The following is a 21,364-nucleotide window of genomic DNA, read 5'->3' as shown; positions in this document are numbered from 1 at the left end:
ATATGATGCATTGGCGCTCGATTATAAGAATTATCGGTTTATTAATATCACTATTGTCAGTATTTATGTTAATACCTGCACTAGTGGCGTTAATATATCGTGACGGTGCTGGTGCTATTTTTGTTCGTTCATTTTTCGCAGCATTAATTTTAGGTGTGTTATTGTGGTTTCCTAATCGTCATCAACGCCATGAATTAAGTACTCGAGAAGGCTTTTTCATTGTTGTATTATTTTGGGTCGTTTTAGGCACTATTGGCGCATTCCCGTTCCTATTTGATAATCATATCAATCTTAATTTAACCACAGCTTTTTTTGAGTCTTTTTCTGGATTAACAACCACTGGCGCCACTACGATTGTCAATTTGGATCATTTACCCAAAGCGCTACTTTTCTATCGTCAAATGCTGCAATGGTTAGGCGGTATGGGGATCATCGTACTTGCGGTTGCAATTTTACCATTATTAGGAGTCGGGGGTATGCAGCTCTATCGTGCTGAAATTCCTGGTCCTCAAAAAGACAGTAAAATGCGACCACGTATTGCCGAAACAGCCAAAACACTTTGGTCGATTTACATTTTACTCACTACCTTATGTGCAATAAGTTTGTGGTGTGCTGGAATGGATATCTTTGATGCTATTTCACATAGCTTTTCAACGATATCAATGGGTGGTTTTTCTACCCACGATAACAATTTAGCTTATTTTAATAGTGCAACAATTAACTATATTGTTACCTTGTTCCTCATTTTGTCAGGATGTAATTTTGCTCTACATTTTGCTGCGTTAAATGGTATCTCAGTGAAAGTGTATTGGCGTGATCAAGAATTTAGAACCTTTATCTTTATTCTGCTTATCTTAATTATTATCTGCGCTTTAGTGATCTATATTTATCAGCCACAACGCCATCTTAGTGTCGACAAAATTGTTTTACAAGTCGTGTCTGTTTCAGCAACAGTAGGCTTTACCGTCGACGATATTAATACTTGGCCATCGTCATTACCCATCTTTTTATTATGTGCTTCGTTTATTGGTGGCTGTGCTGGTTCTACTGGTGGTGGACTAAAAGTTGTTCGGGTACTACTACTATTTATGCAAGGTTCACGAGAGTTAAAACGACTTATTCACCCTAATGCAATTTATACCTTAAAACTCAATAATCGTGTGGTACCAGAACGTATCATTGAAGCGGTATGGGGATTCTTTTCTGCCTATGCATTAGTATTTTTAGTGAGTTTGTTTATTATTATGGCAACAGGAATTGATGCAACTGACTCATTTTATATCGTTGCTTCATCGCTAAATAATTTAGGCGTTGGCCTTGGTAGTGTCAGTGATAATTTTGCTCATGTCAGTGATATGGTGAAATGGGTCATGGTCGTTGACATGTTATTTGGTCGACTAGAAATATTTACTTTATTAGTTTTATTCACGCCGACATTCTGGCGAAGTTAATTTTTACGCCTAATAAAGGCTTTTAATCAACAATTTTCCATAAAATAGTCAAAAATTTAAATATTTTATTGATTATTTTGCTAATTACAGACAGAATTACTAAGCAGCATGTGCTGTGATCATTAGAGGTAATCACCTGACATATGGAATGGATCATGGATCCTACAATCTGGATTGGTTTATCCACTCTAGTTGTACTTGAAATCGTCCTTGGCATTGATAACATTGTTTTTATTGCCATTCTTGCGGAGAAACTTCCGCCTCAACAACGAGATAAAGCACGCATTACAGGCCTTGCTTTTGCATTAATAACCCGAATATTGTTATTAATGTTTACTGGCTGGTTAGTTACTCTCACCACCCCACTATTTTCTATATCAGGTATTAGTTTCAATGCTCGGCAATTAATTATGTTGCTTGGCGGAATATTTTTGCTGTTTAAAGCGACAATGGAACTCAATGAGCGTTTAGAAGGTGCATCACACGAGGATGGAAAACCGAAAAAAACCTCACATTTTTGGACTGTTGTTGCACAAATCGTGGTACTTGATGCCGTATTCTCACTTGATTCAGTCATTACTGCAGTGGGAATGGTTGACCATATACCCGTTATGATTATCGCAGTTTGTATCGCCATTGCGATTATGATGGTGGCAAGTAAACCATTAGCCTATTTTGTTAACTCTCATCCAACGATTGTTATTTTATGTTTAAGCTTTTTATTGATGATTGGCTTTAGTTTGGTTGCCGAAGGTTTCGGTTTTGTCATTCCAAAAGGCTATTTATATGCAGCTATCGGCTTCTCGATTATGATTGAATTCTTTAATCAACTAGCCATATTTAACCGTCGAAAAGCATTAAACAAAAAACCTCTACGCGAACGCACCGCCGAAGCTATTTTACATTTACTTAAAGGCGATGCTGAAGAAGATCCTGATAGCCATACCATTGATGTGGTATCTGATAATAATAAAAAAACTTCAGTATTTAATCATCAAGAATTAAACATGGTTGAGCGAGTATTAGGTTTAGCTCAACGTTCAGTAAGCAGTATCATGACATCTCGATTAGATGTTGATATGGTCAATATCAATGATGATCGAGAAGTAATATTAAAAGAAATTTTTGACAATCCTCATTCACGTTTAGTAGTGACTGATAATGCTTCAATTGATGAACCATTAGGTATCATTCAAGTTAATGATCTGTTAAAAGATATTTTACAAAATAAACAACCCTTTGATATTAATTCATTAATCAAACAACCATTAATTTTTCCTGAAACAGTATCTTTACTTGTAGCGCTGGAACAATTCAAAAAAGCCAAAACGCACTTTGCTTTTGTGGTTGATGAATTTGGATCAATGCAAGGTGTGGTGTCAGTGACCGATGTTATTGAAACCATTGCCGGTGACTTTCCAACTGAAGAAGAAGAGATCGATGCTAAACATGACATCCAATGTTTAGATGATGATAGTTGGATTGCAAATGGCTATATCCCAGTAGAAGAATTAGTAAGATTTGTACCGATTCCGATTGATGATAAGCGAGAATATCATACCCTTGCGGGATTATTGATGGAAAAAGCCCAACATCTACTCAATGTTGGTGAAACCATACAGATTGGTGACTATCTATTTGAAGTCGCCGAGATTGAAAGTCATCGGATTTTAAAAGTAAAAATTACTAAAAATAAATTAGATGTTTTGGCTAACTAATCTATTGATAATCAGCATCTTATCCAGTGTACCATTAAATAGCTAAAAACTATGTTAGCACTAAGTTATAAGCATAATTGATCACTAATAAAATGCTATTTGTTATTTAGAATAACGCTTGACCAAAATAAATTACTGGCAATAATAGCGCAGTGTTTTTACGTTTTTTAAAGATATGAAGTAATCACTTTATATCTTTTTTATTTTTACCGTAAATTCACTTCGGTAAAAATAAAGATATAAAATTATATCAAAATGGATCACTATCAACCTAAATTGGGCTTTAATTTATGAATTCACTATTCGAAAAAATCTTTCAATTAAAAGAGAAAAAAACCACCCCTAGTACCGAATTTATCGCCGGTTGTACCACCTTTTTAACCATGGTTTATATCATCTTTGTTAATCCTTCAATCTTATCTGCAACAGGAATGGATAAATCAGCAGTGTTTGTCCTAACTTGTGTTGTCACCGCTTTTGCGACAATTATGATGGGATTATTTGCCAATCTACCGATTGCTTTAGCACCTGCCATGGGGCTAAATGTCTTTTTTGCTTATGGAATATGCGGTGCAATGGGCTATTCTTGGCAAGTTGGGATGGGAGCGATATTTTGGGGATCATTGGTCTTTTTTGCATTATCACTATTTAAAGTCCGCCATTGGTTAATTGAACATATTCCACAATGTTTACGCGCTGGTATTAGTGCTGGTATTGGCTTATTTATTGCTTTTATGGGATTCCAAAATATGGGTATTGTGGTCGCATCGCCAGCTACATTACTAACCTTAGGCAATATTTTGTCACTTAAAGTCTTATTAGGTTCGCTTGGATTTTTTATTATCGTTATCCTTGCTACCCGCAATTTTCATGCTGCCGTGTTAGTTTCTATTCTTGTCGTGACCCTACTAGCACTATGGCTTGATCCAAATATTAGTTATCAAGGAATTGCAGCCGTTCCACCGAGTGTTGGCAGCGTTGTTGGCCATGTTGACCTTGCTGGTTCACTGAATATTGGTATCCTCGGGGTAATCTTTTCAGTAATGATTGTCAGCTTGTTTGATTCATCGGGTACTATTTTAGCTTTAACCGATAAAGCAGGACTTTCTGACGAAAAAGGTCGTTTTCCTAAAATGCGTCAAGCTTTATTAATTGATAGTTTCAGCTCTTCACTAGGTGGGTTATTTGGTACTTCATCTGTATTAACTTACATTGAAAGTTCCGCTGGCATTTCAGTTGGTGGACGTACTGGCTTAACTGCTGTGGTGGTTGGCTTATTATTTTTAATGATGACTTTCTTATCACCTTTAGCACATTTAGTACCGCCTTATGCCACATCAGGTGCACTAATTTTTGTTGGTATCTTAATGGTATCAAGTTTAATGAAAGTTAACTGGTCTGATTTAACTGATGCAACACCAGCATTTATTACCGCATTAATGATGCCATTTGCTTTTGCTATTACTGAAGGAGTCGCACTTGGCTTTATCTCTTATGTAATATTGAAAACATTTACTGGAAAATTTAAAGAATTAAATCTTTGTGTGATAGTTTTTGCACTACTGTTTGCTTTAAAATTCATCTTTATCGATCATCATTAATTTCATCAAACTATTTCTACCATTAACATGGTAGAAATAGCTTCTTCCCCCCATAAAATTATTTCATCTGAAATATCAAACAGACTACAACAATCATTTTACCTTCTTTAAACCCTTTATAGAATTTGATCTGCGTCACAAAAAACAAAAAACATAAAATCGCTACAAAATTTAGTAATTGTTGTTGTTGTTAAAACTCATGCATATTGATTACCTGATTTAGCAACGTTTAGTTATCCAGAAAACTTAGTAACCAATATATAGATTTTAAGTTAATTAATGGTATTTAGAGGTACATTATGAGTCAATATTATGAAAAAATAGAAAGAGTTAAATACGAAGGAACACAAACTAATAATCCTTTTGCATTCAGACATTACAATCCAGAGCAGATAATTTTAGGAAAAACAATGGCTGAGCACTTACGCTTTTCTATCTGTTATTGGCACACTTTTTGTTGGGCTGGCACCGACATGTTTGGTGCAAATTCATTTAATTATCCGTGGCAAAAAGGGGCTGATCCACTAGCTAATGCCAAAGCAAAAGCAGATATTGCTTTTGAATTTTTTTATAAAATGAATGTTCCTTTTTATGCATTTCATGATGTCGATGTTGCACCAGAAGGTAATTCAATTCAAGAATACATCTCTAATTTATCCATGATGACAGATATCCTGTTACAAAAGCAACAAGAAACTGGCGTTAATTTATTATGGGGAACGGCTAACTGTTTCACAAATCCAAGATATGCAGCTGGCGCGGCAACTAATCCTGATCCGGAAGTTTTTGCCTGTGCTGCCACTCAAGTTGTCCATGCAATGAATGCTACACATAAGTTAGGTGGTCAAAATTATGTATTATGGGGTGGTCGAGAAGGTTATGAAACGCTGTTAAATACTAACTTACGCCAAGAACGAGAACAACTTGGTAAATTTATGCAATTAGTTGTCGAAAACAAACACAAGATTGGTTTCAATGGCGCATTATTGATTGAACCAAAACCACAAGAGCCAACCAAACATCAATATGATTATGATGTTGCAACCATTTATGGCTTTTTAAAACAATTCGGCTTAGAAAAAGAAATCAAGGTCAATATTGAAGCGAATCATGCAACACTTGCCGGCCATTCATTCCAACATGAGGTAGCTTCAGCTATTGCCTTAGATATATTTGGTTCACTTGATGCTAATCGAGGAGATCCACAATTGGGCTGGGATACAGATCAATTTCCGAATAGTGTCGAGGAAAACACACTAGTTATGTATGAAATATTAAAAAGTGGCGGATTTACCACTGGTGGACTTAACTTTGATGCCAAAATAAGACGACAAAGCATTGATAAATATGATGTATTTCATGGGCATATTGGTGCTATCGATACTATGGCATTATCATTAAAATGTGCAGCGAAAATGATTGAAGATAAACTATTAAATCAAAAAGTGGCTGAGCGTTATGCCGATTGGGACAAAAATTTAGGTAAAGATATTTTACAAGGGAATATGTCCCTACAAGAAATTGCACAATATAGTCTTGTAAATAATCTGCAACCTAAAGCACGTAGCGGTGCACAAGAACAATTAGAAAATATTGTTAATAAATCTATTTTTGGCTAAAAAAATCATTGTGTATTTATCTATCAGAACTATTATATTTATAGTTCTGATAGCTGCATAATGGAGGCAGATATGTATATTGGTATTGATTTAGGCACCTCTGGTGTCAAAGTAATTTTAATGGATGAAAAACAACGCATTATGGCGTCAAATACAAAGGTACTCACCGTATCCCGTCCCCACCCATTATGGTCAGAACAAGATCCCCAGCAGTGGTGGCATGCAACAGATTCAGCACTACAAGAACTTAGCCATCAACATGACTTAACACGAGTCAAAGCAATTGGCTTAAGTGGACAAATGCATGGAGCAGTACTATTAGATAGTTCATCTCAAGTATTAAGGCCTGCAATTTTATGGAATGACGGTCGTTGTGATATTGAATGTCATGAATTAGAACAGTTAGTGCCAAATTCTAGAAAAATTACTGGCAATTTGATGATGGCAGGTTTTACTGCACCCAAAATAAAATGGGTGCAAAAACACGAGCCAGAAATATTTGCCAAAATAGATAAAGTACTTTTACCAAAGGATTATTTACGCTTTAAAATTACAGGCGAATATGCATCAGATATGTCTGATTCTGCTGGCACCATGTGGTTAGATGTTGAAAAACGTGATTGGAACGATCAATTGTTAAATGCTTGTGGTTTAAATCGACGACATATGCCAACCTTATTTGAAGGCAATCAAATAACGGGTTATGTTACTGATGATATTGCTAAACGTTGGAAAATAAATTCAATTCCAGTTATTGCCGGTGGTGGCGATAATGCTGCCGGTGCTATCGGTGTTGGTCTTTATCAACCAGGACAAGCAATGCTTTCACTTGGTACTTCAGGGGTTTATTTCGCCGTTACTGATCGGTTTATCAGCCAACCTGAACAGGCAATTCATAGCTTTTGCCATGCATTACCTAATCGTTGGCATCTTATGTCGGTTATGTTAAGTTGTGCTTCATGTCTTGATTGGGGATGCCAATTGTTAGACATTAAAGATGTTGCTACATTATTTAGCTTAATAGAAGAACAACCATCTGACGATAAACCGCCAGTCTATTTTTTACCTTATCTATCAGGTGAAAGAACACCCCATAATAATCCTGAAGCTAAAGGCGTATTTTTTGGCTTAACCTATCAACATAATAAAGTCGATTTAGCTAAAGCAATCTTGTTAGGTGTGAGTTATGGCCTAGCAGATGGTATAGATGTAGTAGAACAAACAGGCATTTCACCCAATAAAATTATTGTTATTGGTGGCGGAGCTAGAAGTAAATATTGGCGCCAATTAATTAGTGATATCTCTGGTTATACTATAGTTTATTGTGAGGGTGGCGAAGTTGGTCCCGCTTTAGGCGCCGCTAAACTGGCACAAATCGCTTGTAACCCTGATAGTGATTTAGGGCAATGGTTAGCACCATTACCAACCATTCAAACTCACCAGCCAGATAGGGAAAAACATGAATATTACCAACAACAGCGTGCTATGTTTAGAAACATTTATCAACAATTAAAGCCGCTAATGTCTTGATATTAAAAAGCAGAAGATCTTTTGTAACACTCTTCTGCTTTTTAGCCAGTTAATAAATCTATTTTTTAACTTTATGTTAATTTGATTATAGTAAATTAAGATTGGTAAATTTATTTCTGAAATCCTTCGGTGTCATACCATATAACTTTTTAAATAAAAAGTAAAAATATTGCACTGATGGATAGCCACATTGCTCAGATATTACTTGAATCGATAATGAAGATTCAATTAATAGATATTTGGCTCGATTAAACTTCTCTTCATGAATGACCGTGTGAATGGTTTTACCTAATGATGTTTTAAAGCGAAGTTCTAAATTAGAACGAGATATTTGCAATTCCGAAGTCACTTGATCTACTTTAATACCTTTACAAGCATAATCACGGATATAATGAATAGCTTGTATAACATAAGGATCTTGTATTGAACGGTAATCGGTCGAACGACGTTCAATAACTTTTTTCGGTGAAATTAACCGTGGTGAGGTAGAGACCTTTCCTTGATTAAATATTTTTTGCAATAATTTAGCGGCTTCAAATCCCATCTCCTCGGTTCCTTGTTTTACAGTAGATAAGGAAACCATCGATAGATCATTGATTACTTCTTCATTATCTATACCAATTAAGCATAACTCTTCAGGTATTTTTATTTCAACTCTATCACAAGCTTGTAAAATATGATGAGCTCTAGCATCATTTACGGCAATAATGCCGGTATTAACTGGCAGAGATAATAACCATTTAGAGAGTTTATCTAAGCTATCTTGCCAATTATCAAGAGATGTAGTTGTTCCTTGATAAATAAAACCTTCATAACCCTTTTGATTTACAATTTGCTCAAAAAACTGTTCTCTTACTGCCGCCCAACGACAAGATCGATGTGATGGTAGGCCATAAAAGGCAAATTGATTAATGCCTTTAGAACATAAATGATTAAAAGCACTCTCAATAATCGCAAAATTATCCGCAGCAACATAAGGAACCTTTGGATAACTTGAATTATCATGATGAGAACTACCTACCCCAATTATTGGAATATCAACATTGGTTAGTAGATCTTGAATATCTGGATCATCAAAATTAGCAATAATACCATCGCAATCAAAATGGAAAGCTGTGTTTGTGTCATAACGCATGGTTTCGGAAATATAGATATTCCAGTGAATATTATTCGCTTTTAGAAAATCACCTATTCCTTTAAGGATTTGTCGATCATAAATATTGTTTGCATTAAATAGCAAAACAACTTTGTAACTTTCAACCTGTATATCTTTCATTGTCACATTTATATATTGGTATTAATTTATATCCCATCTATTAGGATAAACTAGTGCGATAAAAAGCACCAATAAAATAAAAAAAAATGTATTTTTATTTCGCATTTATTCACACATAAAAATTATTGATAAATAACATAAAGAACCTGTGCTAATACTTGACATTATAGCTATTGGGGTCTAGAATCTTGCGACCCAAAACTTATATAAATAGGCTTTGGGCTACAGTTATTAATTACGTATCTAAAAAGCAATTTTTAAATTTATTTTAATTAATCAGGAGCTTATTAATGGCAACAATTAATCAGCTGGTACGCAAACCAAGAGCACTAAAGGAAGCGAAAAGTAACGTTCCTGCACTTGAAGCATGCCCGCAAAAACGAGGTGTATGTACACGTGTTTACACCACTACACCTAAAAAACCAAACTCAGCATTACGTAAAGTATGCCGTGTACGTTTAACCAACGGTTTCGAAGTAACTTCTTACATCGGTGGTGAAGGTCATAACTTACAAGAACATAGCGTGATTTTAATTCGCGGTGGTCGTGTTAAAGATTTACCTGGTGTTCGTTATCACACTGTTCGTGGTGCATTAGACTGCGCAGGTGTTAAAGATCGCAAACAAAGCCGTTCTAAATACGGTGTGAAACGACCTAAAGCTTAATGGAACTCCGTTAAGTAAGGCCAAACTATATAAATTCCATATAACTCATTTGAGTTTTGGGTAAACCTGAAAATTTGTAACATATAAACGGAGTATTCCAATGCCACGTCGTCATGTTGTCGGTCAAAGAAAAATTTTACCTGATCCGAAATTCGGTTCAGATTTGCTGGCGAAATTTGTAAATATTTTAATGATAGATGGTAAAAAATCTGTCGCAGAATCAATCGTATATTCAGCTCTTGATAAATTAGCTGAGCGTAGTGGAAAAGACCACTTAGCAGCTTTCGAAGTTGCATTAGATAACGTAAGACCAACTGTAGAAGTTAAGTCTCGTCGCGTTGGTGGTTCTACATACCAAGTTCCTGTTGAAGTGCGTCCTGTTCGTCGTAATGCACTTGCAATGCGTTGGATTGTAGATGCTGCACGTAAACGTGGCGATAAATCAATGGCATTACGCCTAGCGAATGAACTTATGGATGCTTTTGAAAACAAAGGTACCGCTGTGAAAAAACGCGAAGATGTTCATCGTATGGCTGAAGCTAATAGAGCGTTTGCACACTATCGTTGGTAATTTAAGCGCTTATATAAGACGCTTGAAATTAGACTGATAATTAATAGTTATTATCAGTCCCCCAAAAGATATTTTATAAGCAAACGATTCTAAATAGAGGATTAATATGGCTCGTACAACCCCTATAGCACGCTACCGTAATATCGGTATCAGTGCACACATTGACGCAGGTAAAACTACGACAACTGAACGTATTTTGTTTTACACTGGCGTAAGTCACAAAATTGGTGAGGTTCATGATGGTGCAGCTACCATGGACTGGATGGAACAAGAACAAGAACGTGGTATCACTATCACTTCTGCGGCAACTACTGCATTCTGGTCTGGTATGGGTCAACAATTTGAACCACACCGAATCAATATCATCGACACCCCGGGACACGTTGACTTCACAATCGAAGTTGAACGTTCTATGCGTGTTTTAGATGGTGCGGTAATGGTTTACTGTGCAGTTGGCGGTGTTCAACCACAATCAGAAACAGTATGGCGTCAAGCAAACAAATATAAAGTTCCACGTATCGCTTTCGTAAACAAAATGGACCGTATGGGTGCTAACTTCTTACGTGTTGTTGATCAAATCAAAACTCGTTTAGCCGCTGTACCAGTTCCATTAGTATTACCTATCGGTGCTGAAGAAGGCTTTACTGGTGTAGTTGATTTACTTAAACGTAAAGCAATTAACTGGAATGATGCTGATCAAGGTGTAAGTTTCACTTATGAAGATGTTCCTGCAGATATGGTTGAGCAAGTCGAAGAATGGCGTGCAAACTTAATGGAAGCAGCAGCTGAAGCAAATGAAGAGTTAATGGAAAAATACCTTGGTGGTGAAGAGTTAACTGAAGAAGAAGTTAAATTAGCATTACGTGAACGTGTGCTTGCTAACGAAATCATCTTAGTAACTTGTGGTAGTGCCTTTAAAAACAAAGGTGTTCAATTCATGCTTGATGCAGTAATTGAATATTTACCAGCACCAACAGATGTTCCAGCAATCAAAGGTGAATTACCAAATGGTGAAGCAGCAGAGCGTCATTCAAGTGATGATGAACCATTCTCATCATTAGCATTTAAAATTGCAACTGACCCATTTGTTGGTAACTTAACATTCTTCCGTGTTTACTCTGGTGTAGTAAATTCTGGTGATACTGTTCTTAACTCTGTTAAAGATAAAAAAGAACGTTTTGGTCGTATCGTTCAGATGCACGCTAACAAACGTGAAGAAATTAAAGAAGTTCGCGCAGGTGACATTGCAGCAGCTATCGGTCTTAAAGAGGTAACAACTGGTGATACATTATGTGCTGAAAGTGCTCCAATTATTCTAGAAAGAATGGAGTTCCCAGAGCCGGTAATTTCTGTTGCTGTTGAACCAAAAACTAAAGCTGACCAAGAAAAAATGGGACTTGCTTTAGGTCGACTAGCACAAGAAGATCCTTCATTCCGTGTTCACACCGATGAAGAATCAGGTCAAACAATTATTTCTGGTATGGGTGAGCTTCACTTAGAAATCATCGTTGACCGTATGAAACGTGAATTTAAAGTGGAAGCAAATGTTGGTAAACCGCAAGTTGCTTACCGTGAAACCATTCGCAATGAAGTTGAACAAGAAGGTAAATTTGTTCGTCAGTCTGGTGGTCGTGGTCAATATGGTCATGTATGGTTAAGAATTAAACCATTAGAAGCTGGTGGCGAAGGCTACAAATTCAACAATGAAATTGTTGGTGGTGTGGTTCCTAAAGAATACATCCCTGCAGTTGATAAAGGCTGTCAAGAACAAATGAAAAATGGTGTTCTTGCTGGTTACCCAATTGTTGATGTTGAAGTTACCATCTTTGATGGTTCTTACCATGATGTCGACTCATCAGAAATGGCATTTAAAATTGCCGGTTCAATGGCGTTTAAAGATGGCTTCATGAAAGCTAAACCTGTGCTTTTAGAACCAATCATGAAAGTAGAAGTTGAAACCCCTGAAGATTATATGGGTGACGTTATCGGTGACTTAAACCGTCGTCGTGGTATGATCGAAGGAATGGAAGATACTGCAACTGGTAAAACAGTTAAAGCACAAGTTCCACTTTCAGAAATGTTTGGTTATGCAACTGACCTTCGTTCACAAACACAAGGTCGTGCTTCTTACTCAATGGAGTTCTTGAAGTACAATGAAGCGCCAACCAATATTGCAACTGCAATTATTGAAGCTCGTAAAGCGAAATAATTATTTATATAAATAAGTAACACTTCCCTATTGTTAGGGAAGTGATTTAATAAAGGAACATTAAGATGTCTAAAGAAAAATTTGAACGTACAAAACCCCACGTTAACGTTGGTACAATCGGCCACGTTGACCATGGTAAAACAACTTTAACTGCAGCGATCACATCAGTATTATCTAAAAAATACGGTGGTCAAGCTCGTGCATTCGATCAAATCGATAACGCACCAGAAGAAAAAGCACGTGGTATCACCATCAATACTTCACACGTTGAATACGATACACCAACTCGTCACTATGCACACGTAGACTGCCCAGGCCATGCTGACTATGTTAAAAACATGATCACTGGTGCGGCACAAATGGACGGCGCTATCTTAGTAGTAGCAGCAACTGATGGTCCAATGCCACAAACTCGTGAGCACATTCTTTTAGGTCGTCAAGTAGGTGTACCTTACATCATCGTATTCTTAAACAAATGTGATATGGTTGATGATGAAGAATTATTAGAATTAGTTGAAATGGAAGTACGTGAACTTTTATCTCAATACGATTTCCCAGGTGACGATACACCAGTAATTCGTGGTTCAGCGCTTAAAGCGTTAGAAGGCGATGCGGCATGGGAAGATAAAATTGTAGAATTAGCAGAAGCATTAGACAGCTACATTCCAGAACCAGAGCGTGACATTGATAAACCATTCTTATTACCAATCGAAGACGTATTCTCAATCTCAGGCCGTGGTACAGTAGTAACAGGTCGTGTAGAGCGCGGTGTAATCAAAGTTGGTGAAGAAGTTGAAATCGTTGGTATCAAACCGACTACTAAAACAACTTGTACTGGTGTTGAAATGTTCCGTAAATTACTAGACGAAGGTCGTGCTGGTGAGAACGTAGGTGTATTATTACGAGGTACAAAACGTGAAGAAATCGAACGTGGTCAAGTATTAGCAAAACCAGGTTCAATCACTCCACATACAGATTTCGAATCAGAAGTGTATATTCTAAGTAAAGATGAAGGTGGTCGTCATACTCCATTCTTCAAAGGTTACCGTCCACAGTTCTACTTCCGTACAACAGACGTAACAGGTACTATTGAATTACCAGAAGGCGTAGAAATGGTAATGCCAGGTGATAACATCAAAATGACAGTATCATTAATTCACCCAATCGCAATGGCAGACGGCTTACGTTTCGCTATTCGTGAAGGTGGTCGTACTGTTGGTGCTGGTGTTGTTGCTAAGGTTATTAAATAATTTAAGCTTAACTAAAGAGCATGTTAAATGCTCTTACCAGTTCAAAAAAGGTGCACTTTGTGCACCTTTTTTATTTGCTATCTAATCAATACTATTCGAATAACTGAAACAACTTAACTGATTTCCGCAAATTACCTATAGCAAAACTTATCATCTTTTGCTTTTTTAGTTAAAAATACAAACAGGTATGCCATTATTCGCATAGCGAGAAATGGAGTGTGACTAATCATATTTTCTAAAAATATAACAACTAACTAATTAGCGCTAATAGCCACTTGTCACCAGCCAATACAACGATTAATTGTACGAATAATATGAATGCTTAATATTGAGAAAAATAGTTAACGTTGAGTTAATTATCAACAACCTAATGGTTAATTAGTTTATTTAAACCACGAATATTGAACAACTATCATACTATTACATTAGAACCTGAAGAAAGAATAAATTAAAAACAATAAGATACATTATTTCTAACAATATGATTTAATCTAATAACAAACTTATTTTTTAGTTTTTTAAGATTTAAGGTAAAAATTGATGCTATCTGACAGTAATAATATTACTGTCAGATAGTGCTACTTAAAATGAACGTTGTGAAGGGAGTGTAAGTTGGTGAAGATAGGTTGTCTTTAAAATTGTTACCTGATTCAATTTAATTTCAATTATTTTTTGTTTACGCCAACTAGAAATTAGTCGGCTTAACGTTTCATAACGGATACCAAGCTTAGTTGCCAATTGACTGCGTGATATTGGTAACACAAAACTTATATCTTGTTTAGAAGATAACGATAAAATATAAGCCGCTAAACGCTGTTCTGCCGAACTGGATGTTAACCAATCGATGTTATTAATTTGTTCGTATAGTTTACTACTAAATTGCACTAACAAGCGTTGCATAACAATAGGATTATTCATACAAACTTGTAATACGCTATTTTTTTCAAGTAATAATAATGAGCAATTAGTTTTTGCTCGAATTGTCATCGGAAAGCGATTATGTGGCATAAAAACTGCCGCAATGGCAACTAATTCATAAGGCGAAAAAATCCCAAAAACTTTTTCTTCACCTAAATAAGTATTTCTAAAAACCTCAACTTTACCAGCAAGAACCAAAGAACAACCTGAAAAAGGCATACCTTCATAGCTAATTAGCTCACCGGAACTAAATTCCATATAACTAGCATTTTCAAGGATCGGTATTAATGCATCAGTGGTTAGCCCATCAAACATTTTTACATTATTTAACCAAATCAAAACCTCATCTTGCGTTGGTATATTTTTGACAAATGTCATAGGGATTGCCTAATGATAACTTTAAAATGATTTCAATATAATTGATAATAATTCTTATTTCAATAAATAAAACTTTATTGTTAATTACCAACAACCATATGAAATATAATGTTTTTTGTTAACAATAATAATTTAACTACTTATAACCTATATCATAAGCATTGGCCAAAATAACAATTATATTTTGTTTTGCACTTACTGAAAAACAGGAGAATCTTATGCCAAATAATACTATTCCCCCAGCAGAAGAACTAAATTTAGCTTCATTAATTAAACAAACAGAGCAAGGTATTGCTAGTCGAGTGTTAGCTAAAACATCTGGTGGTAACTTAACCTTATTTGCTTTTGATAAAGGACAAGGGCTCTCTGAACATAGCGCACCATTTGATGCGATCGTTATGGTCATAGAAGGGCAATTAAATTTAATTATTGATGGTAAACCAGTTAAAGCTGAATCAGGAACGATAGTAAAAATGCCAGCTAATATTCCTCATGCAGTTGAAGCACCAATACCAGCAAAAATGCTATTAATTATGTTGAGAGAAATCACATTAAAGGCTAATTAAACTAAGGATAGACAATGGAACAAATTAAAAAAGAAGCTGGCCATAAATTTCTTGCTCGTTTAGGGAAAACAAGGCTACGCCCAGGGGGAAAGAAAGCCACGGAATGGTTATTTAAACAAGCAGAATTTACACCACAAAGTCGGGTTTTAGAAATTGCATGTAATATGGCTACGACATCTATTGACATTGCCAAACGATTCAATTGCCATATTATTGGTATAGATATGGACAAATCGGCATTATCAAAAGCCAAACAAAATGTTATAAAAAATAATGTTAGTCAGTTAGTCGATATACAACAAGCCGACGCTTCCAAATTACCTTTCGCTGATAACAGCTTTGATGTTGTAATTAATGAAGCGATGTTAACCATGTATGCAGACAAGGCGAAAGCTCGCCTACTCAACGAGTATTTTCGAGTATTAAAACCAGGTGGAAGATTATTAACGCATGACATTATGTTAGTAGATCCAGAAAACTCTCAAAACGTAATGGCACAGATTCATAATGCGATCAATGTTAATGCACAGCCTATGAGTCATGATGAATGGATTAATCTTTTTTCAACTATAGGATTTATCAATATAAAATCAGAAAATGCCGCTATGACGTTAATGTCACCACGAGGTATGATTACCGATGAAGGATTTTTTGGTGCAATCAAAATTGTTGGTAATGCATTACATAAACAAAATCGACCACAATTTATCCAAATGTTTAAAACATTTAGAAAAAATAAAAAATCCCTTAATTACATTGCTATCTGTAGTGTCAAACCGAAATAATAAAAAAATTAGGTATAGCTGAATATCATGACTAAACAGTCTTTTTTTGCTATAGTGGGCGTCATTTTATTTAATTTGGATTAATGAAAAACTATGGAATCTATACCTAATTGCCCAGCTTGCCAATCTGAACACACTTACCACGATGGTACTTTTTATGTTTGTCCGGAATGTGCACACGAATGGGATCCAAATCAAGAAACTTCGACAACCGATGAATTTCAAGTTAAAGATAGCAATGGCAATTTGTTAGTTGATGGCGATGATATTATTTTGATTAAAGATTTAAAATTAAAAGGCTCATCAACCGTCCTCAAAAAAGGCGCTAAAGCTAAAGGCATTCGTTTAGTAGACGGTGATCACGAAATTGATTGTAAAATCGATGGCATGAAAGTAATGCTTAAAGCCTGTTTTGTTAAAAAGGCTTAATGATTTAAAGCAACATGCAACTTTTTTAATATAAGCTAATAAATTGACTTTGTTAGCTTATATCTTTATTTTTCCAGACCAAATCCGCAACCTTTAATACAAAACCAATATTTCATCACCTATAAAAATAAATACTTCTGGTAATCTTAATTTAAATGTGGTATAAAACGCGCGCTATATTTCAGATTATTTTTATTGAAAATAATAATGAAACATCAGCATAAAATTTAATAATTAATTAACGTTATAACACACACATATCATTACTCTTTGCCGGGGTGCCTTTTACTTAAAATAATAAGGTCGGATAAAGCGGATATGTGGAGGCATAACCCCAACGTAAAAATGAGGAAATCATGACTACAGTATCAATGCGCGATATGTTACAAGCAGGTGTACACTTTGGACACCAAACTCGTTATTGGAACCCAAAAATGAAACCATTTATTTTTGGTGCTCGTAACAAAGTTCACATCATCAATCTTGAAAAAACAGTACCAATGTTCAATGAAGCATTAGCTGAATTAAACAAAGTTGCTGCGCGTAAAGGTAAAATTTTATTTGTTGGTACAAAACGTGCTGCAAGTGAAGCAATTAAACAAGCAGCTGAAAGCTGTGGACAATACTACGTTAATCACCGTTGGTTAGGTGGTATGTTGACTAACTGGAAAACAGTACGTCAATCAATCAAACGTTTAAAAGATTTAGAAACACAAGCTAATGATGGTACATTTGATAAATTAACCAAAAAAGAAGCACTTATGCGTGCTCGTGAAATGGCTAAATTAGAAAATAGCTTGGGTGGAATTAAAAATATGGGTGGCTTACCCGATGTGATTTTTGTTATTGGTGCAGACCATGAACATATCGCAATCAAAGAAGCTAACAATTTAGGTATTCCAGTCATTGCTGTTGTTGATACTAACTCAGATCCAGATGGTATTGATTACATTGTTCCTGGTAATGATGACGCAATCCGTGCAATTCAATTATATGCAAATGCAGTTGCTGAAGCAGTACGTTCAGGTCGTGAACAAAACCAATCTCCAGTATCTGAAGAAAGCTTTGTTGAAGAAGCTCCAGCAGCAGAATAATAAACTCAAATATTTTCAGGGTCGATAATATCGTCGACCCATTCTAATGAAAATCATCATAATGGTTAAATAGAGGATTTTAAAATGGCTGAAGTTACCGCTTCTATGGTAAAAGAACTGCGCGAAAGAACTGGCGCAGGTATGATGGAATGTAAAAAAGCATTAGTTGAAGCAAATGGTGATATCGATCTTGCTATCGACAACATGCGTAAATCAGGTCAAGCCAAAGCAGCTAAAAAAGCTGGTCGTGTGGCAGCTGAAGGTGTAATTATTTCTAAAATTTCAGCAGATAAAAAAGTTGGTGTTATTTTAGAAATTAACTGTGAAACTGACTTTGTTGCTAAAGATGCTGGTTTCTTAGAATTCAGTGATAAAGTAGCAACAGCTGCTTTAAATGATCAAATCACTGATATCGCAGCTTTACAAGCTAAATTTGAAGAAGAACGTACTGCATTAGTTGCTAAAATTGGTGAAAACATCGGTATCCGTCGTGTTCAACAAATTACTGGCGATGTAGTTGGTAGTTATCAACACGGTGCACGTATTGGTGTTTTAGTTGCAGCTAACAGTGGTTGTGATGAAGAATTAGTTAAACACATTGCAATGCACATTGCAGCAAGCAAACCAGAATATGTTGACCCTAGCGATGTACCTGCAGATGTGGTTGAGCATGAGCGTAATATTCAAATTGATATTGCAATGCAATCTGGTAAACCTCGTGAAATCGCAGAAAAAATGGTTGAAGGCCGTATGCGTAAATTCACTGGTGAAGTATCACTTACTGGTCAACCATTTGTAATGGATCCAAGCAAAACAGTTGGTGATTTACTTGCTGAGAAAAAAGCGACTGTTGCATCATTTATCCGCTTTGAAGTGGGTGAAGGTATCGAAAAAGTCGAAGTTGATTTTGCGGCAGAAGTGGCTGCGATGTCGAAACAATCTTAATTGTTTTATTAAAACCGCCTTCATGGCGGTTTTGTTTATCCACAAAATATTTTAAAATGATTGCCAGCTAGTTATGCTAGCTTTTTAAGTAATTAAATAACGAAATAGTGAGACTTCATATGGTAACCCCTTTCTATAAACGTATCCTTCTTAAACTTAGTGGTGAAGCGCTGCAAGGTGATGAAGGTTTTGGTATTGATCCAACCGTTCTTGATCGTATGGCACAAGAAATTAAAGAACTTATCGATATGGGAGTTCAGGTTGCTGTTGTTATTGGGGGTGGTAATCTATTTCGTGGTGCAGGACTTGCTAAAGCAGGTATGAACCGTGTTGTTGGTGACCATATGGGTATGCTTGCCACAGTAATGAACGGTCTTGCTATGCGTGATGCGTTGCACCGAATTGAAGTTAATGCCCGTTTGATGTCGGCAATTCCATTAAACGGCGTTTGTGATGATTATCGCTGGACTGAAGCAATCAGCTTACTTAAACATGGTAAGGTCGTTATCCTTTCGGCTGGAACCGGTAACCCATTTTTCACAACTGACTCAGCAGCCTGTTTACGAGGTATTGAAATTGAAGCTGATGTGGTTTTAAAAGCAACCAAAGTTGATGGTGTTTATTCAGCCGATCCTGTAAAAGATCCTAATGCAACACTTTATAAAACACTTAATTACGAGAAAGTGTTAGATGATGAATTAAAAGTGATGGATTTAGCCGCATTTACATTAGCACGTGATCATAATCTACCAATTTGTGTGTTTAATATGAATAAACCCGGTGCATTACGTCGCGTCATTCTAGGCGAATCAGAAGGAACATTAATCAATAATCAGGCTACAGTTAGCTGCTAGTCTTATTTATTTAAAAAGGTTTTTTATTATGCTAAATGAGATTCAAAAAGAAGCGCAAGAGCGCATGGAAAAAAGTATTGATGCGTTTCAGAATCATATTTCTAAAATTAGAACTGGTCGTGCATCGCCAAGTTTATTAGATGGCATTATGGTTGAGTATTATGGTAGCCCAACACCACTTCGTCAATTAGCCAATATCGTTGCTGAAGATGCAAGAACCCTTGCAATTACAGTATTTGATAAATCATTAACACCATTAATTGAAAAAGCAATTTTAACTTCAGATTTAGGATTAAATCCGGCATCAGCGGGTACCGTTATTCGAGTTCCTCTGCCACCGCTTACTGAAGAGCGCCGTCGTGATTTAACTAAAATTGTTCGTGGTGAGGCAGAGCAAGGCCGTGTATCGATCCGTAATATCCGTCGTGATGCCAATGATCAAATCAAAGCATTATTGAAAGATAAAGAAATTTCTGAAGATGATGAACGTAAATCACAAGATTTAATTCAAAAAGCAACCGATGTTGCTATTAAAAAATTAGATGCAGTACTTGCTGAGAAAGAGAAAGAATTAATGGAATTCTAATCTATTTCAAAAATTCATAAATATCATTTTGACGCCCAGTTTTATTAAATTGGGCGTTTTTATTTATTTCTTTAACATATTAATACTAGTTGTTATATTTCAAATTCTCACAAATTAGCGATATAATGTTATTAAAGTAACATTATTTGGCTATATTTGTTATTTTTATAACATTACTATTTACAAATTAACAAAATTAACTAGCTTTAACATTAATAAAAATTTAAGGAAATCTTTATGGATTATGCAAAGTATATTGATCATACTTTATTAGCGATGAATGCGACTGAAGATCAAATTCGAAAACTCTGTGATGAAGCAAAAGAATATCATTTTTATTCTGTCTGCGTTAATTCTGGCTATGTACCTTTAGTGGCAGAGTTATTAAAAGGTAGTGATGTAAAAGTATGTTCAGTAGTCGGTTTTCCACTTGGCGCTATGCTTACGTCAGCTAAAGCTTATGAAACAGAAATGGCTGTTAAAGCTGGTGCAGAAGAAATTGATATGGTAATCAATGTCGGTTGGCTAAAAAGCAATAATTGGGATGCAGTTAAAAATGATATCGAAGCGGTATTCAAAGCCTGCGGTTCAGTACCATTAAAAGTTATCTTAGAAACTTGCTTATTAACCAAAGAAGAAATTGTTAAAGTTTGTACAATTTGTAAAGATATTGGCGTTGCTTTTGTCAAAACATCTACCGGCTTTAGTACTTCTGGCGCAACAGTTGAAGATGTAAAATTAATGCGTGAAACGGTCGGTAAAAATATGGGCGTGAAAGCGTCTGGTGGTATTCGTGATCGTATGACTGCCGAAAAAATGGTTCAAGCTGGTGCAAATCGTTTAGGCGCAAGTGCTGGTATTGCAATCGTTTCAGGTAAAAGTACATCATCTAGCAATTACTAATCAATCATAACAATAA

Annotated in this window: 19 protein-coding genes; 17 read left to right on the top strand and 2 right to left on the bottom strand. The window is 35.8% G+C overall.

The window, feature by feature from the left end; translation table 11 throughout:
• The first annotated feature begins 5 nt into the window (after positions 1 to 5).
• The 5 genes from RAM17_RS02205 (at position 6) to xylB (ending at position 7,919) form a co-directional block, all read left to right on the top strand.
• A complete protein-coding gene (locus tag RAM17_RS02205) occupies positions 6 to 1,451 on the top strand; it encodes a TrkH family potassium uptake protein (protein ID WP_110448645.1) in 1,446 nt (481 codons plus the stop codon).
• A gap of 143 nt (positions 1,452 to 1,594) precedes the next feature.
• Positions 1,595 to 3,169 carry a TerC family protein gene (locus RAM17_RS02200; protein ID WP_110448638.1) on the top strand — a complete coding sequence of 525 codons (1,575 nt, stop codon included), beginning with the start codon at positions 1,595 to 1,597 and terminating at the stop codon, positions 3,167 to 3,169.
• A gap of 290 nt (positions 3,170 to 3,459) precedes the next feature.
• Entirely contained in the window at positions 3,460 to 4,770 is a 1,311-nt protein-coding gene (locus tag RAM17_RS02195; RefSeq protein ID WP_110448639.1) for an NCS2 family permease, read from the top strand.
• Between the two features lie 299 nt (positions 4,771 to 5,069).
• Positions 5,070 to 6,389, top strand: coding sequence for a xylose isomerase (gene xylA / locus RAM17_RS02190; protein WP_110448640.1), 1,320 nt, complete (start codon positions 5,070 to 5,072; stop codon positions 6,387 to 6,389).
• A 72-nt stretch (positions 6,390 to 6,461) separates the two neighbouring features.
• Positions 6,462 to 7,919 (top strand): xylulokinase, encoded by a 1,458-nt coding sequence (xylB, locus tag RAM17_RS02185; RefSeq protein WP_110448641.1) that lies wholly within the window; start codon positions 6,462 to 6,464, stop codon positions 7,917 to 7,919.
• An 85-nt stretch (positions 7,920 to 8,004) separates the two neighbouring features.
• On the opposite strand, the gene RAM17_RS02180 is transcribed toward xylB, so the two are convergent.
• A complete protein-coding gene (locus RAM17_RS02180; RefSeq protein ID WP_258334383.1) occupies positions 8,005 to 9,195 on the bottom strand; it encodes a XylR family transcriptional regulator in 1,191 nt (396 codons plus the stop codon).
• Between the two features lie 290 nt (positions 9,196 to 9,485).
• Between RAM17_RS02180 and rpsL the strand changes: the two genes are divergently transcribed.
• The 4 genes from rpsL (at position 9,486) to tuf (ending at position 13,890) form a co-directional block, all read left to right on the top strand.
• A complete protein-coding gene (gene rpsL / locus RAM17_RS02175; protein WP_034883792.1) occupies positions 9,486 to 9,860 on the top strand; it encodes a 30S ribosomal protein S12 in 375 nt (124 codons plus the stop codon).
• A gap of 100 nt (positions 9,861 to 9,960) precedes the next feature.
• Positions 9,961 to 10,431, top strand: a complete 471-nt coding sequence (rpsG, locus tag RAM17_RS02170; protein ID WP_065578189.1) for a 30S ribosomal protein S7 — start codon at positions 9,961 to 9,963, stop codon at positions 10,429 to 10,431.
• Positions 10,432 to 10,537: 106 nt separating this feature from the next.
• On the top strand, positions 10,538 to 12,640 hold the full coding sequence (gene fusA, locus RAM17_RS02165; protein ID WP_110448642.1) for an elongation factor G: 2,103 nt from the start codon (positions 10,538 to 10,540) through the stop codon (positions 12,638 to 12,640).
• Positions 12,641 to 12,705: 65 nt separating this feature from the next.
• The gene (gene tuf / locus RAM17_RS02160; RefSeq protein WP_034900851.1) at positions 12,706 to 13,890 is read left to right on the top strand and encodes an elongation factor Tu; all 1,185 of its coding nucleotides are present in this window, start codon (positions 12,706 to 12,708) and stop codon (positions 13,888 to 13,890) included.
• Between the two features lie 582 nt (positions 13,891 to 14,472).
• On the opposite strand, the gene RAM17_RS02155 is transcribed toward tuf, so the two are convergent.
• Entirely contained in the window at positions 14,473 to 15,186 is a 714-nt protein-coding gene (locus tag RAM17_RS02155) for a Crp/Fnr family transcriptional regulator (RefSeq protein WP_110448715.1), read from the bottom strand.
• Positions 15,187 to 15,404: 218 nt separating this feature from the next.
• Between RAM17_RS02155 and RAM17_RS02150 the strand changes: the two genes are divergently transcribed.
• From RAM17_RS02150 to deoC, 8 genes are all read left to right on the top strand, one after another.
• Entirely contained in the window at positions 15,405 to 15,752 is a 348-nt protein-coding gene (locus tag RAM17_RS02150) for a cupin domain-containing protein (protein WP_110448716.1), read from the top strand.
• A gap of 14 nt (positions 15,753 to 15,766) precedes the next feature.
• Complete coding sequence (locus tag RAM17_RS02145) at positions 15,767 to 16,537, top strand: class I SAM-dependent methyltransferase (protein ID WP_110448717.1); 771 nt, start codon at positions 15,767 to 15,769, stop codon at positions 16,535 to 16,537.
• 93 nt (positions 16,538 to 16,630) lie between these two features.
• A complete protein-coding gene (locus RAM17_RS02140) occupies positions 16,631 to 16,966 on the top strand; it encodes a zinc ribbon domain-containing protein YjdM (RefSeq protein ID WP_110448718.1) in 336 nt (111 codons plus the stop codon).
• A 356-nt stretch (positions 16,967 to 17,322) separates the two neighbouring features.
• Positions 17,323 to 18,060, top strand: a complete 738-nt coding sequence (gene rpsB / locus RAM17_RS02135) for a 30S ribosomal protein S2 (protein ID WP_065579133.1) — start codon at positions 17,323 to 17,325, stop codon at positions 18,058 to 18,060.
• An 84-nt stretch (positions 18,061 to 18,144) separates the two neighbouring features.
• Positions 18,145 to 19,005, top strand: a complete 861-nt coding sequence (gene tsf, locus RAM17_RS02130; protein ID WP_110448719.1) for a translation elongation factor Ts — start codon at positions 18,145 to 18,147, stop codon at positions 19,003 to 19,005.
• Positions 19,006 to 19,124: 119 nt separating this feature from the next.
• Positions 19,125 to 19,859, top strand: a complete 735-nt coding sequence (gene pyrH, locus RAM17_RS02125) for a UMP kinase (protein WP_065579131.1) — start codon at positions 19,125 to 19,127, stop codon at positions 19,857 to 19,859.
• Between the two features lie 28 nt (positions 19,860 to 19,887).
• Entirely contained in the window at positions 19,888 to 20,445 is a 558-nt protein-coding gene (frr, locus tag RAM17_RS02120) for a ribosome recycling factor (protein WP_110448720.1), read from the top strand.
• A gap of 237 nt (positions 20,446 to 20,682) precedes the next feature.
• A complete protein-coding gene (gene deoC / locus RAM17_RS02115; RefSeq protein ID WP_110448721.1) occupies positions 20,683 to 21,348 on the top strand; it encodes a deoxyribose-phosphate aldolase in 666 nt (221 codons plus the stop codon).
• Positions 21,349 to 21,364: the final 16 nt, after the last annotated feature.

Source organism: Gilliamella apis, assembly GCF_030758615.1.
GTDB lineage: Bacteria > Pseudomonadota > Gammaproteobacteria > Enterobacterales > Orbaceae > Gilliamella > Gilliamella apis_A.
This window is presented reverse-complemented; position numbering and strand designations above follow the sequence as displayed.

Bases quoted from the DNA above. Each gene is read 5' to 3' on its own strand.
- RAM17_RS02205 (WP_110448645.1), top strand. From the start codon at position 6: ATGCATTGGCGCTCGATTATAAGAATTATCGGTTTATTAATATCACTA.
- RAM17_RS02200 (WP_110448638.1), top strand. From the start codon at position 1,595: ATGGAATGGATCATGGATCCTACAATCTGGATTGGTTTATCCACTCTA.
- RAM17_RS02195 (WP_110448639.1), top strand. From the start codon at position 3,460: ATGAATTCACTATTCGAAAAAATCTTTCAATTAAAAGAGAAAAAAACC.
- xylA (WP_110448640.1), top strand. From the start codon at position 5,070: ATGAGTCAATATTATGAAAAAATAGAAAGAGTTAAATACGAAGGAACA.
- xylB (WP_110448641.1), top strand. From the start codon at position 6,462: ATGTATATTGGTATTGATTTAGGCACCTCTGGTGTCAAAGTAATTTTA.
- RAM17_RS02180 (WP_258334383.1), bottom strand. From the start codon at position 9,195: ATGAAAGATATACAGGTTGAAAGTTACAAAGTTGTTTTGCTATTTAAT.
- rpsL (WP_034883792.1), top strand. From the start codon at position 9,486: ATGGCAACAATTAATCAGCTGGTACGCAAACCAAGAGCACTAAAGGAA.
- rpsG (WP_065578189.1), top strand. From the start codon at position 9,961: ATGCCACGTCGTCATGTTGTCGGTCAAAGAAAAATTTTACCTGATCCG.
- fusA (WP_110448642.1), top strand. From the start codon at position 10,538: ATGGCTCGTACAACCCCTATAGCACGCTACCGTAATATCGGTATCAGT.
- tuf (WP_034900851.1), top strand. From the start codon at position 12,706: ATGTCTAAAGAAAAATTTGAACGTACAAAACCCCACGTTAACGTTGGT.
- RAM17_RS02155 (WP_110448715.1), bottom strand. From the start codon at position 15,186: ATGACATTTGTCAAAAATATACCAACGCAAGATGAGGTTTTGATTTGG.
- RAM17_RS02150 (WP_110448716.1), top strand. From the start codon at position 15,405: ATGCCAAATAATACTATTCCCCCAGCAGAAGAACTAAATTTAGCTTCA.
- RAM17_RS02145 (WP_110448717.1), top strand. From the start codon at position 15,767: ATGGAACAAATTAAAAAAGAAGCTGGCCATAAATTTCTTGCTCGTTTA.
- RAM17_RS02140 (WP_110448718.1), top strand. From the start codon at position 16,631: ATGGAATCTATACCTAATTGCCCAGCTTGCCAATCTGAACACACTTAC.
- rpsB (WP_065579133.1), top strand. From the start codon at position 17,323: ATGACTACAGTATCAATGCGCGATATGTTACAAGCAGGTGTACACTTT.
- tsf (WP_110448719.1), top strand. From the start codon at position 18,145: ATGGCTGAAGTTACCGCTTCTATGGTAAAAGAACTGCGCGAAAGAACT.
- pyrH (WP_065579131.1), top strand. From the start codon at position 19,125: ATGGTAACCCCTTTCTATAAACGTATCCTTCTTAAACTTAGTGGTGAA.
- frr (WP_110448720.1), top strand. From the start codon at position 19,888: ATGCTAAATGAGATTCAAAAAGAAGCGCAAGAGCGCATGGAAAAAAGT.
- deoC (WP_110448721.1), top strand. From the start codon at position 20,683: ATGGATTATGCAAAGTATATTGATCATACTTTATTAGCGATGAATGCG.